10 protein-coding genes are annotated in these 13,670 nt (G+C 62.7%); all 10 read left to right on the forward strand.

The genetic code is table 11. The features are described from left to right. The first annotated feature begins 1 nt into the window (after window position 1). The 10 genes from smc (at window position 2) to HMPREF2635_RS10190 (ending at window position 13,667) form a co-directional block, all read left to right on the forward strand. Window positions 2-3,505 carry a chromosome segregation protein SMC gene (smc, locus tag HMPREF2635_RS10145; protein ID WP_070821696.1) on the forward strand — a complete coding sequence of 1,168 codons (3,504 nt, stop codon included), beginning with the start codon at window positions 2-4 and terminating at the stop codon, window positions 3,503-3,505. A 74-nt stretch (window positions 3,506-3,579) separates the two neighbouring features. Next, a complete protein-coding gene (gene ftsY / locus HMPREF2635_RS10150) occupies window positions 3,580-5,421 on the forward strand; it encodes a signal recognition particle-docking protein FtsY (RefSeq protein ID WP_070821697.1) in 1,842 nt (613 codons plus the stop codon). 188 nt (window positions 5,422-5,609) lie between these two features. Next, on the forward strand, window positions 5,610-8,591 hold the full coding sequence (locus tag HMPREF2635_RS10155; protein WP_070821698.1) for a DUF4040 family protein: 2,982 nt from the start codon (window positions 5,610-5,612) through the stop codon (window positions 8,589-8,591). Next, entirely contained in the window at window positions 8,588-9,025 is a 438-nt protein-coding gene (locus tag HMPREF2635_RS10160; RefSeq protein ID WP_010190439.1) for a cation:proton antiporter subunit C, read from the forward strand. The genes HMPREF2635_RS10155 and HMPREF2635_RS10160 overlap by 4 nt, the downstream gene beginning before the upstream one ends. Beyond that, window positions 9,026-10,567 carry a monovalent cation/H+ antiporter subunit D family protein gene (locus HMPREF2635_RS10165; RefSeq protein WP_046648022.1) on the forward strand — a complete coding sequence of 514 codons (1,542 nt, stop codon included), beginning with the start codon at window positions 9,026-9,028 and terminating at the stop codon, window positions 10,565-10,567. It begins immediately after the preceding gene. Further along, entirely contained in the window at window positions 10,568-11,122 is a 555-nt protein-coding gene (locus HMPREF2635_RS10170; RefSeq protein WP_046648023.1) for a monovalent cation/H+ antiporter subunit E, read from the forward strand. Beyond that, window positions 11,119-11,409, forward strand: a complete 291-nt coding sequence (locus HMPREF2635_RS10175; RefSeq protein WP_046648024.1) for a cation:proton antiporter — start codon at window positions 11,119-11,121, stop codon at window positions 11,407-11,409. Before HMPREF2635_RS10170 ends, HMPREF2635_RS10175 begins: the two co-directional genes overlap by 4 nt. Window positions 11,410-11,413: 4 nt before the next feature. Next, window positions 11,414-11,782 carry a Na+/H+ antiporter subunit G gene (locus tag HMPREF2635_RS10180; protein ID WP_046648025.1) on the forward strand — a complete coding sequence of 123 codons (369 nt, stop codon included), beginning with the start codon at window positions 11,414-11,416 and terminating at the stop codon, window positions 11,780-11,782. A gap of 157 nt (window positions 11,783-11,939) precedes the next feature. Beyond that, the gene (locus tag HMPREF2635_RS10185; RefSeq protein WP_070821699.1) at window positions 11,940-13,325 is read left to right on the forward strand and encodes an ammonium transporter; all 1,386 of its coding nucleotides are present in this window, start codon (window positions 11,940-11,942) and stop codon (window positions 13,323-13,325) included. A 3-nt stretch (window positions 13,326-13,328) separates the two neighbouring features. Next, window positions 13,329-13,667, forward strand: coding sequence for a P-II family nitrogen regulator (locus tag HMPREF2635_RS10190; RefSeq protein ID WP_046648027.1), 339 nt, complete (start codon window positions 13,329-13,331; stop codon window positions 13,665-13,667). Window positions 13,668-13,670 lie beyond the last annotated feature (3 nt).

Raw genomic sequence — 13,670 nt, forward strand, 5'->3', positions numbered from 1 at the left:
AATGCACCTCAAATCGCTCACGCTCAAAGGATTCAAGTCCTTCGCGTCCGCGACGAACCTGAAATTCGAGCCCGGCATCTGCGCCGTGGTGGGCCCAAATGGCTCGGGTAAATCGAACGTCGTCGATGCGCTCGCGTGGGTCATGGGTGAAGGCAGCGCCAAGACGCTGCGCGGCGGCAAGATGCAGGACGTCATCTTTGCCGGCGCCGGGGACCGCAAGGCCCTCGGCCGCGCCGAGGTTACGCTGACGATTGACAATTCCGATGGCGCCTTGCCCATCGAGTATTCGGAGGTCTCCGTCACCCGCCGCATGTTCCGGGATGGCGCGAGCGAATATGAGATCAATGGGGCGAAGGCGCGCCTCATGGATATTCAAGAGCTGCTGTCTGATTCCGGCATTGGCCGCGAGATGCACATCATCGTGGGCCAGGGAAAGCTGGCGGAGATTCTGGAATCCCGCCCGGAGGATCGCCGCGCCTATATCGAAGAAGCCGCGGGCGTGCTGAAACACCGCCGCCGCAAGGAAAAAGCGCAGCGCAAGCTGACCGGCATGCAGGCCAACCTGGATCGCCTGCAGGACTTGACCGATGAGCTGGGCAAACAACTCAAGCCCTTGGCGCGCCAAGCGGAGGCCGCCCAGCGCGCAGCAACCGTGCAGGCGGATTTGCGGGATGCCCGCCTGCGTCTTGCCGGCGACCGCGTGGTGCGGTTGCGCGCGACATTCGACGACGCTGAAAAGCGCGCGGCGGTGCTCGCCGAGCAGGTCGAGGAAGTGACAGCCCAGCTGGAAGAGGCGACCGAAATCCAGCTCGAGGTAGAAGCCGAGTTGGGGGATGTCACTCCGCGCGCGGAGGCCGCGCAGAAGCTGTGGTTTGAGCTCTCGACGCTGTCGGAGCGTATCTCCGCTACGCAGCGCATCGCGGCCGAGCGCGCCAGCAACGTTGGCTCACAGGTCGCCTACGCGGGCCAGGATCCGGATGAGTTGGAGGCACGCGCCCAGCGGGCCGACGAGGAGCATGATGAGTTGCTGGCCGCGGCCGAGGAGGCGGCGGAGCGTCTGGAATCGATCCGGGAGGAAGTGGCTGAGCGTCGGGAAGCCTTCGAGGCCGCCGATAAGGAACACATGGCGCAGCTGCGCGCCATTGCGGATCGCCGCGAAGGCGTGGTTCGCCTCATCGCCGCTGAGGAGAACTTAGCCGGTCAAGTAAGTTCCGCGGAGTCCGAGTTGGCGCGGCAGGAAGAGACGCTGGCGAACACGAAAGCCCGTACCAGGGGAGCGCAAGCGGAAGCTGACGAGGTGGCGGACAAGCTGGAGCACCTGGCCGCCGAGCGTGAGCCACTGGAGGAAGCGCATGTGCGCGCGGCCAGCGAATCCGCAGCGGCCGATAAACGCTTGGAACAGCTGCGTGACGCACAGCGGCAACACGAGCGCAGCGTGTACAGTTTGCGCGCTCGGATCGATACCCTGGGCCAGACCGTTCCAGAAGCACTGGATCTCGGTGAGGGCTTTAAACCTCTCGCGGAGTTCATCTCCACGCGTTATGAGACGGCCGTTGCGGCAGCACTCGGCTCCTTCGCCGAAGCCCAAGCCGGCGCGGTGAGCGGGGGCATCGTGCGCGATCTCGCTGCGGCGAGCCGCACGCCGCTGATCGACGTCGCCGCGGAGCCCACCGGTTCAGCCTGGCGCCTTGACGCGGACTTGCCTTCCGGTGCTCGCTGGCTGCTGGACCAGATGGTCTTGGTCCCAGAAGTCTCAGCGGCGGTGACGCGCTTGCTCTCCGACGTGGTCCTCGTCGACGACTATGCCGCAGCCCGTGAACTCATCGCGGAGGATCCGCGCCTGCGAGCTGTGACCCCTGAGGGCCTGCTCGTCGGCGAAGGTTGGGTAGAGGCCGGAACTGGAGCTGCCTCAACGGTGGAGGTGAGCGGCCAGATCGCGGAGGCCGAGCAACAACTGGAATCAGCCACTCATGAGTTGGAAGAACTATCCGGCACGCTGGAAGGCGCGAAGCTGGCGGCGGACGATGCGCGCGTGGGTGCGGCGAGCGCTAAGGCCGCGCTACGGGAACACGATCACGAGTTAGAGGCGTGGAAGCGCGATCACCAGCGCTTGCTCAAGCAATACGAGGCGAACAAGGCTGAGCACGAAAAGGCCGCCGCCCGCGCCATGGATATCGAGGTGCAGTTGGCCCGCCTACGCGAAGAGTTGGCGGAGGCGCGTGACCGCTTGTCGCGCGTGGACGCTGAAGAGCAGGCTGATGAACCCTCCTCGGTGGAACGCGATGCTGCCTCGACGGCCCTGGAACAGGTCAAGGCCATGGAGGTAGAGGCCCAGCTGGCGGCCCGCAGCGCCGAAGAGAAGGTCGGCCAGGCAGCGGGTAGGGGAGAGGCCCTTCGGCGCCAAGCCCAGCACGAGCGCCAGGCCAAAGCCCGCCACGATCAGGCGATGGCCCGCCGGCAAGCGCAGGCGAGGTTGGCGGGGGCCGTCGACAAGCATGCCCAAGATTTGGCCGCCCGGACCGCGCAGGCACTCGAGCGGGCCGCCGAGGAACGCGATGAGCTGGTCACCCAGCGCGGCGTGCTGCAAGGCCGTGCACAATCGGCGAAGCAAGCGGTCTCCGCGACCCGCCAGCAGCTGGATCGCCTGACCGACTCCGCGCATAACTCCGAGATCGCCCGCAGCCAAGCGCAGGTGCGCGTGGATGAGGCCGAGGAAAAAATCGTGGAGCAGCTCGGCATTGCGATTCCCGACCTGCTCAAGGACTACACCCCGGGGGAGGATTTCGATCGTTCCGCCGAAACTAAGCGGTTGAAGCAAGCCGAGAAGGACCTCAACTCCCTGGGCAAGGTCAACCCGTTGGCCTTGGAGGAGTACAAGGCACTGGAGGAGCGCTACAGCTTCCTCTCCACGCAGCTGGATGATGTGATCCAGGCGCGCAAGGATCTGACTGGCGTTATTGAAGATGTGGACGCGCAAATCTTGCAGCTGTTCACGGATGCCTGGCACGACGTGGAAGCGGAGTTTCCCAAGGTCTTCCAGACGCTGTTCCCCGGAGGCGAGGGTCGCCTCATCCTCACGGAGCCGGATGACATGCTGGCCACCGGCATCGAGGTGGAGGCCCGCCCGCCGGGTAAGAAGGTGAAGCGCTTGTCGCTGTTGTCTGGTGGCGAGAAGTCCTTGACAGCCCTGGCTATGCTCGTGGCGATTTTCCGCGCGCGCCCCTCACCGTTCTACGTCATGGACGAGGTGGAAGCCGCGCTTGACGACGTCAACCTGCGCCGTCTCATCGCCCTTTTCGAGGAGCTGCGTAAGGATTCCCAGCTCATCGTCATCACCCACCAGAAGCCGACGATGGACGTGGCCAACGTGCTGTATGGCGTCACGATGCGCGGCGATGGCGTGACGCGCGTGATTTCGCAGCGCATGTCTCGCGCCGGTGAGGCGCCGGGCACAGCACAGGCGGCGGAGGATGCCACGCGTCTCGGCGTGGATGCCCCGCGCTAGGGCGGGGCTTGCGCCCAGCACTTTTCACCCTCCTTGTCGTGCCGTACGTGGACAACCCTGGCACTATGGAAGGCATGAATACTACTTTTATGTGGATTGCGATAGCAGTCATCGTCCTGATTCTGCTCGTGGTCTTGTTCGTTGTCCTAGGCAAGAAGCGCGGCGAATCAAAGAAGGTCTCCTTCGTAAAACCCGCGGAGGAGCCGAAGGAGCTGACCCAGCAGCAGAAGTCCGGCAACTACCAAGCCAAGTCTGGTTTTAATTTTGCCCCGGCTGGCGGCGGTGCAGTTAAGGAGCCTGTCACCGCCTCGAAGCCCGAGCAGCCGGCGCCACAGCCGCCAGTTGCCGAGCAGCCCGCGCAGGCCCCGGCTGAGCCCAAGCCCAAGCCTGAGCCGCAGGCGGAGCAGCGTGATGCCACTGATCTGGCGAATGCTCAGCTCAAGGGTGAAGAGGAGACCCCGAAGGCAGCGAAGCCTGCGGCGGAACCGACGCCTGAGGCAGAGTCGAAGCCTCAGGTCGAACCGAAGCCTCAGGCAGAGCCCAAGCCGGAACCCGTCGCAGACGCGAAGCCGGTGAGCGAGCCGGAACCGGCTGCGCAGAACGAACCGGCAAAGGAAGACGAGGATAAGGATTCTTCCGCTGGTGTAGCCGCTGCAGGAGCTGCGGGCGCTGCCGCCGCTGGTGCTGCCGTATCCGGCGCCGCTGCTGTTGACAAGGATGACGAGGACACGGAAGAGGATGTCCCGGCCACCGAACAAGAGATTGCCGAACCGGAGCCGGTAGTTGAAACTCCGAAGGTAGAGGAGGAACCGGAGGTACCTGAGGCTCCGGCCGAGTCTGAGGAAGCCGAAGCAGAGGAGGCCGCCGCGGCAGCGGGGGCGCAGGCGGCGTCGGCAAGCGCGGCACTCGAGGCTGAGCCGGAGGAGCTCGAAGTATCCGACGACGCCGAGGTTGTCGAGGCCCCGGCAGCCCAGCCGCAGGAGGACATTGCGCCGGCTGCCGGCCGCTTGGGCAAGCTGCGCGGGCGTCTGTCGCGCTCGCAGAACGCCATTGGCCAAGGCCTCATGGGCATTCTTTCTGCTGGTGACCTTGATGATGATGCCTGGGAGGAAATCGAAGACACCCTCATCATGGCGGATCTGGGTACGAAGTCCACCATGCAAGTTACCGACTCCCTGCGTGACAAGATTGCAGAGCGCGGAGTCAGTTCTGAGGCCGAAGCGCGTGCGATGCTGCGCGAGGCCCTCATCGAGGTGGGCCACCCGGAGATGGACCGTTCTATCAAGGCCATGCCGAATGAAGGCAAGCCGGCCGTCATTATGGTCGTCGGCGTCAACGGCACCGGCAAGACCACCACGACCGGCAAGCTGGCCCGCGTGCTCGTGTCCATGGGGCACAACGTCTTGCTCGGCGCGGCGGATACTTTCCGTGCAGCGGCTGCGGACCAGCTGGAGACCTGGGGCCGTCGCGTGGGCGCTACGACTGTCCGCGGCAAGGAAGGCGCGGACCCGGCCTCCGTGGCCTTTGATGCCGTGGCCGCTGGCGTTGACCAGGGCGTCGACGTTGTTCTCGTTGACACCGCTGGCCGTCTGCACACCTCCGTGGACCTCATGGACCAGCTGGGCAAGGTCAAGCGCGTGGTGGAGAAGAAGACCGAGGTTGATGAGGTCCTGCTTGTACTGGATGCGACGGTGGGGCAGAACGGCCTGACCCAGGCCCGTATCTTCCGTGATGTTGTTGATATCACCGGCGTTGTCCTCACGAAGCTGGATGGCACCGCCAAGGGCGGCATCGTCTTCCAGGTGCAGGAGGAACTGGGCGTGCCGGTCAAGCTCGTGGGCCTCGGCGAGGGTGCAGATGACCTCGCGCCGTTTGAGGTCGAAGGATTTGTTGATGCCTTGCTGGGGGAGAAGTAAGTCCTTATAGATCCCTGGGCTAGACCTAAGTTCTTTCGAGACGTAGCGCCTCCTTTGTGGGGCGCTTTCGTCGTCTTCATCCCATTAAAGATGTGCTTTGGGGGAGGTCACAATGATACTCTGGGAAAGTCCTGTCTATGTGAGGCTGATTAACCAGCCCTAACAACGGTTCGTGAGGCTACTCTTCCGTGACACTCCTGTATGTCGTCCTCCTCGCAGCTGTCGCAGTGGCGCTTGCACCAGTAGCCGTCAAGGTTGCTGATCGCGCAGCCGGCTACCCGCTAGCCGGCATTTTTATTGTCGCCGCGGCACTGTTGGCTAAAGAATTTCCGGCGCTTGCCCGTGGCGAAGAACTGACCTATTCCGTGACGTGGGTGCGCGATGTGATCGCGCCCGGTGTTGATGTCAACCTCGCCTTCCGCGGCGATGCACTCGGCATCTTCTTCGCCATGCTGGCTCTCGTCATCGGTGCGGTGGTGTTTACTTATTCTGCGGCTTACTTGCCTAAAGGAAAAGGAAACGTCAGTTTTTATGTCCTGATGACCGCGTTTACGCTGTCGATCCTCCTGCTCGTGCTCGCTAACGACGTCGTGGTGCTCTTCCTTGCCTGGGAGCTGGTATCGCTGGCGTCGTTCATGCTCATTGCGCGCAGCGGTAAGTCAGGTGAGGCGGGTTCGCAGCGCACGTTGATCCTTACCTTCGTTGGCGGCCTCACTCTGCTATCGGGCGTGGCGATTGCTGCAACCGCAGCGGGGACGACGAACCTTGAGGGCATCTTGGCCTCCGACGTGTGGGCGGAGCGCCCAGGCCTGACCGCCGGGGTTGCCGTGCTCATTGCGGTATCGGCATTTACCAAGTCTGCACAGTTCCCCTTCCACTTCTGGCTGCCGGAAGCCATGGCGGCCGCGACGCCGGTCTCGGCCTTCCTGCACGCGGCAGCAGTGGTCAAGGCCGGTGTCTACCTCTTGATTCGCTTCTCCACTATCTTCCACGACGTTGCCGTGTGGAACTGGCTGCTCATCGTCGCCGGTATGGGTACCGCCGTGATGTCGGCGGTCTTCGCGGTGCAGAAGACGGACCTGAAGAAGCTGACCGCGTACTCCACCGTGTCCCACCTGGGATGGATCGTGGCCACGATTGGTGTGGGCACGCCTTTCGCCATCGCGGCGGCGCTCGTGCACACGCTGGCGCACGCGCTGTTTAAGTCCTCCATCTTCATGCTCATTGGTGTCATCGACCACGAGGCCGGTTCCCGCGATATCCGCCGCCTCGGCGTGCTGTGGAACAAGATGCCGTGGACCTTCGGCTCCATGCTTATCGGTGCTGCCTCGATGGCGGCGGTCCCGCCGCTGTTCGGATTCGTGTCGAAGGAAGGAATGCTCACCGCCTTCGAGGAGGCACCAATTGGTTCTACCGGCCAGGCGCTGCTGCTCATCGTCGCCGGCGTGGGTGCGTTCTTCACGTTTACTTACTCCGCCAAGATCGTCTTCGGCGCCTTTTTCGATGGCCCGCGCAACATGTCGCATGTCCATGAGGCACCGGTGCGGTTGTGGCTGCCCGCGGCTCTGCCGGGTGTGATGTCGGTGCCGATCATTTTCGTCATGGGAGCGCTCGATAAGCCGCTCGATAACATCGTGGCGGCCATCGGTATGGAGGGCCATTCCCACCTCGCGCTGTGGCACGGGCTGAACGTCCCGCTGCTTATTTCTGTGGTGGTGCTGATCGCTGGCATCATCGCGTTGTTCTTCCGCGGGCCGCTGTGGACCGCGATGGAGGAGCGCCAGCTCCTACCGCGCACCGGTAACCAAATCCTGAAGTGGATTCAGGATGTGTGCGCGGCCTTCGGCCGTTTCGTTGGCCGCATGTCCGATACCCACAACCCGTCGAAGCTGATCCTGCCGATCATTCTCCTAGTCATCATCCTGGCGGGCTCCACTCTGGTGTCCACGGGTGTCGACGGTGTGGCTCTCAACCCGCGCGTGGATGGCCTTGATAATCCGTGGGACCTGTTGCCGCTGGGCATCGTGGCGCTGTCCATGTTTGGTCTGGTGCGTACACGCAACCGCCTCACCGGTGCGGTCATGATTGGTACCGCGGGAACCGGCGTGACCTTGCAGATGTTCTTGCTCGGCGCACCCGACGTGGCCCTGACGCAGTTCACGGTGGAGGCGCTGTCCGTCATCGTCATGATGATGGTCCTGCGCTATCTGCCGGAGAAATTCCACCCAGTACAAAACAACAACCGCAAGGTGGGTTCCATCGTGGTGGCCGTGCTCGCTGGGCTCACCGCATTCCTGGGCGTGTGGGCGCTGATGGGGCGTCACGAGCGCTCGGACCTGGCCATGTGGTACCTCAACAACGCTCCGGATATTACTGGTGGCGACAACGTGGTGGCCACCATCATCGTGGAGTTCCGTGCACTCGATACCCTGGGTGAGCTGTCGGTGCTGGGCATGGCTGCCGTGGTTATCGCTGCGGTCACCTCGACGCTGCCGCGCTTCCCGTTCACCTCCGGTACGCGTCCGGCGCCGTTCGGCCAGTCGCAGCTCAACTCGGTGCCGCTGCGCAAGGGCATTGCCGTGGCCATCCCAATCCTGGTGGTCATGTCCTTCATTGTCTTCTACCGTGGCCACCAGGCTTCCGGCGGCGGCTTCCCGGCGGCGCTCATCATGGGTGCGGCCATCGGCCTGACCTACCTGTCCCGCGGTACCGATGAGATTGTCTTCGGGCGCATGACTCCGATTCACCTCACCGGCGTGGGCATCATCGTGGCACTGGTGGCAGGCTTCATCGGCTACATCCCGACGTCGCATAGCTCCGGCGGTTTCCTCACAGCCATCCATGGCCACGCCCTGGGGCAGCACTGGACGACGTCGCTCATCTTCGACCTCGGCATTTACCTTGCGGTGTTGGGCATGCTCACCATGGCCATCAACGCTTTGGGCGGTTACCTGCGCCCGGGCACCGAGCGGGACTACTTGCCGTGGGTTCATGACGATGATTCCGCGCTGCCGAATACCCCGCGCGTGGTCATGGAGGATGTCGACGACCCGTATCCCGAGTCCATCAACCCGTCTTCGGACCCAACGGCGTTGCTCAATGACTCCGAGGCACGCCACCGTGCGTCCTCGTCCCACCGAATCTCGGCTCAAGAGGAGAAGAACTCATGATCCTCGCACTGACCATTGCTTTGCTCATCGGTAGCGCCGTCTACCTCATCCAGCAGCGCGGCCTCGTGCACATCGTGCTGGGCATGATGGCCTTCGGCCATGGTGCCAACCTCATGCTCCTGGCCACCGGCGTGTACTCCTACCGTGGAGAGTCCTTTCCCTCGCAGGTGGGCATGGACCAGATGGCAGACCCGCTGCCGCAGGCCTTCGTCCTGACCGCCGTGGTGATTTCCATGGCTACCTCGACCATCCTGCTGACCATGGCGGCGATGGGCGCGAACGACGACACGGATGTTGTTGAGCCGGTGGATGACAACACCATTGACCACGCTTTCTCCACGCTGGGACGCGACACCCAGAACCGGGAGATTCTGGAGCGCTCGGCTAACAAGATGGATCGTTTGAAAGAACTCGAACAAGAGGAGGACAACTAGATGTATGACACCGTAAGCGCCCTCCTCCCGCTCTTCCCAGCGGTTCCCCTCGTATCGGCGGCGCTGGCGCTCCTCGCGCCATGGAGCCGCGTGCGCGATGCCATCATGCTCATCGTTCCGGGCGTGGGTATTTTCGCCTCCTTTGCGCTGTTGCTCTACACCATGAGCAACGGAGTGGTGGCGCACAGTGTGGGTAACTACCTGGGCAACGCGGGTATTGCCTTCGCCGCCGATACGTTCTCGGCACTCATGCTCATTACGACGATGATCGTGGCCTTCGGTGCCAACTGGTTTGCCATCGTGGGCGGTGAGACCAAGTCTCGCTACTACCCGTCGCTGACACTAATCCTTATCACTGGTGTGTGTGGCGCCCTGCTCACCGCTGACCTCTTTAACTTCTTCGTGTTCATCGAGGTCATGCTGCTGCCGTCCTATGGCCTCATCACGATGTCCGGTACCTGGTCGCGCTTGGCTGCCGGCCGCGCCTTCGTGCTGGTGAACTTGTTCGCCTCCACGCTTTTGGTGGTCGGCGTGGGCTATATCTACTCGGTGACCGGCGTGGTCAACCTGGCGGCGCTCACGGGCGCTGCCGCCGGCAATGGTCCGGTGACGGTGGCCTCCGGCATCATCGTTATCGCCATCGCCGCGAAGGCCGGTGTGTTCCCCGTGCAGTCGTGGCTGCCGCGCACCTACCCGGGTACGTCGGCTGCCGTCATGGGCTTGTTCTCCGGCCTGCACACCAAGGTGGCGGTGTACATGCTCTACCGCCTGTGGGTGCAGCTGTTCGATATGGACCAGCGCTGGGGAACACTCATCATCGTCATCATGATCATCTCCATGGTGGTGGGCTCCTTCGGCGGTTTGGCCGAGAACTCCATCCGCCGCGTGCTGGGATACCAGATGCTCAACGGTATGCCCTTCATCCTCGTGATGATGGCCTTCACTACCCACGATGCGCAGCGCGCGTTGGCTGCCGGCATTCTCTACACGATTCACCACATGCTCACGGTGGGCTCCCTCATCCTGGCCTCCGGTGCCATCGAGGAGACGTACGGTACGGGCAGGCTCAACAAGCTTTCTGGCTTGGCGCGCCGTGATCCGATTATCGCGTGGATCTTCGCCGCAGGCGCCTTCTCCGTCGTGGGCTTCCCTCCCTTCTCCGGTATGTGGGGCAAGGTCCTCATCGTCGCGGAAATTGCCCGTACCGGCGGGGGATGGGCCTGGACCGTGATCACGGTGATCATCATCGCCTCCTTCGCGGCGTTCCTTGCCATGTTGCGCGTGTGGCGTCGCGTCTTCTGGGGCAAGGACCTTCCCAAGGAGAAGGTGCCCGATGAGCTGGTGATCCGCAAGAAGCTGATGGCACCCTCGGCGGCGCTCATCTTGGGCTCGCTGACCATGTTCATTCTCTCCGGTCCGGTCATCAGCGTCACGATGGAAGCCTCAGCGGACTTGCTGGATACGGAGGCTTATGCAGACGCAGTGCTTGGCGACGACCCCGTAGCCCTACCCGACATCGACTCCCTTCAGGAGGGCCGTTAAATGAAGACTGCAGTGCATGCCGTTGTCTACGCGCTATGGCTGATCAAGGAAATCTTCGTTGCGGGTTTCTCGCTCGCCGCGGAATCCTTCAAGCCGCAGAATAACTACCGCCCGGTAGTGGTGCGGTACCCCCTGCGCGTGACCAGCGCGTGGGAGATCTTCTGGTTCACCTCGTCCATTACGGCAACCCCGGGGACTCTGTCCTTGGGTTTGCGCGAGCCGGTGGCAGAAGGCCTGCCGCGCATCGTGCTGGTTCAGGCGGTCATGGGGGATGACCCAGCCAGCATCATGGAGGATCTCGCGGACATGGAGGAACGCCTCGCCCCGCGAGTGAAGGGCATTGACTATGGCGTTCCTGGTCAGGGCCCCACCAAGGAGCTCGCCTCCACGTTCTACGAGTACCCGCTGGATACGCTGGGCCGCCATATGCGTGCACCCGACATTGCAAAGACCGACGATACCCCGCTGGCCGCGCACGATGTGGAGAAGTACTCCGTGTGGCCCTTGCGCCAGGTTGCACAGAACAAGGATGCCCGAAAGGATGATAAGAAATGATTGATTTTTCCTCGATGAGCGCCTTTCAATGGGTAGTTTTTGTCAGTATTTTCCTCATCGGCGCATCGGTGTGCGCGGCGTTGGTATTGGCGTTGCGCTCCCGTGATGAGCTCACCCGAACCGTGATGAGTGACATGGTCTTTTACGGCATGCTGTGCATGTATATTTCGTGGTCCATGACTAATCACGCGTCCATCGTCTATGACATCGCCATGCTCGCGGCTATTGCGGCCGGCGTGCTGCCGACGTTGTCGATGGCCCGCATCATCTCGAAGGGTAGGAGGTAAGACCATGACTATCGCGGAGATTATCGCCTCGATTCTGTTGGTCGTAGCCACGGTCTTGGTCATTGGGACCGCCATCGCCTTGTGGCGTGCGCCCGATGCCCTGACCCGCGTCAACCTGCTGGGGCCGACGGTCGGTTTGGCCGTTCCGCTGCTGCTTGTGGCGAAGTTGGTCGTGGATTTTGCTGAGAACGGGTTTTCCCTGTGGTCGCTGATCAAGGTCATGATCGCGTGTTTCGGCGTGTGGATCATCGCGTCGGTGGGCTCCTTCTACATGGGCCGTTCCATCTACGGCGTGACCGTCACCGACGTGAAGTATGCCAAGCGTATGCGCGAGCGTGAGCAAACGGTAAAGGCTTCCGAGGACGAGCTCTAGGGCGCGTGCTGGGACAAGCGGCGAGGAGAGTGCTTCCCTCGCCGCTTTTTCGATCTTAAGTGTGATCTGCAGCTCACTTTCCTTCCTAATTCTATAGTGCGATAGGTATATTAAGTCCCGTTACCTATCAAGCTATAGAAACGAGGTTAGTTGACGTATGACTCCTGAAGCATTTTCTTCCGGCGACGCAGCATGGATGCTCATCAGCGCATCCTTGGTGCTGCTCATGACCCCCGGATTGGCGTTGTTCTACGGCGGAATGGCGGGCAACCGTCACGTCCTCAACATGATGATGATGTCCTTCGGCGCACTAGCGCTCGTCCCCGTGCTCTACGTTCTGTGGGGGTGGTCCATGTCCTATGCGGAAAGCTCGCTGGCCGGTATCGTGGGCAACCCGTTTGAAGCCTGGGGGCTACGCGGCCAAATCACCGGGCCCTCCGCCGAGTACCTTGCCGGCAGTGCTGGTTACCCCAACATCATCGACATCGGTTTTCAAACAACCTTCGCCATTATTTCGACAGCCATCATCTCCGGCGCCCTCGCCGGCCGCGTGAAGTTCTCCGCGTGGCTCACCTTTGCGGGCGCCTGGGTAACCTTCGCCTACTTTCCACTCGCCCACATGGTGTGGGGCGGGGGAGTGCTCTCCCATGCCCCGCGTTCCCTCGCAGCGTGGCTCTTCGGTGTATCAAACGGTGAGGCTCTCATTGCTCCCATCGACTTCGCGGGCGGCACCGTCGTGCACATTTCCGCCGGCGCGGCTGCCCTGGTTCTGGCTATCGTCGTGGGCCCGCGCGCGGGCTTCCCGAAGCACATCGATAGGCCCCACAACCTTCCGATGGTGATGCTGGGCGCTGCGCTTCTGTGGTTCGGCTGGTTCGGCTTTAACGGCGGTTCCGCTTTCGCTGCGGACGGTCTTGCTGGCCTGGCATGGCTCAACACCACTGTTGCAGCGGCCGCAGCGATGCTCGGCTGGATGCTCGTGGAAAGAATCCGGGACCACGCCGCGACTTCTCTCGGCGCTGCATCCGGCGCGATTGCAGGTCTTGTCGCCATCACCCCGGCCGCAGGAGCACTCAGCCCGCTCGGTTCCATCGCCCTCGGGTTCCTCGGCGGCATTATCGCCTGCCTGTGTATCAGTCTGAAGTACCGCTGGGGCTTCGATGACTCCCTGGACGTCGTCGGCGTGCACCTGTGCGCTGGCCTGTGGGGAACCATCGGGTTGGCCTTCTTCGCCACGGCTAACGGCATCCTCACCGGTCACCTCTCGGAAGGCTTCAAGCTGCTCGTCGTCCAGGCGGTCATCGCGCTCGTCGCCATGCTGTTCTCCGCTGCCGTTACGCTGGTTGTGGCGCTCCTCATCCGCGCCACCCTGGGGTGGAGGGCCGATGATGAAGACCAAGGCATCGACCTGAGCGAGCACCGCGAGTCCGCCTATGACTTCCGTGAGTCCGTGGCGTCTCACCGTCGCCACACCCACGACGCTAGGATTAACCCTGCACCTACCGTCCAGCCGCGGGTCGACACCGCCGGAGCTAAGGAGTAACAGATGAAGCTCATCACTGCCATCGTCAAACCGTTCACGCTGCCGGACATCCGTGAAGCCCTCGAACAGCACGACGTGCACGGCCTGACCGTGACCGAGACCCAGGGTTTTGGTCAGCAGCGCGGCCACAGCGAGGTCTACCGCGGCGCCGAGTACGCCACCGATTTCGTACCCAAGGTCAAGCTTGAGGTGGTGACGGCCGACGAGCAGGTGGAGGACATCCTCTCCGCTATCGTCGACGCCGCCTACACCGGCAAGATCGGTGACGGCAAGATTTGGATCACGCACGTCGAGGACGTCATCCGCGTACGCACCGGTGAACGCGGCGAGGCCGCTCTCTAAAAG

Origin of the sequence: Corynebacterium sp. HMSC035E02, from assembly GCF_001836065.1 — a bacterium.
GTDB lineage: Bacteria > Actinomycetota > Actinomycetes > Mycobacteriales > Mycobacteriaceae > Corynebacterium > Corynebacterium hiratae.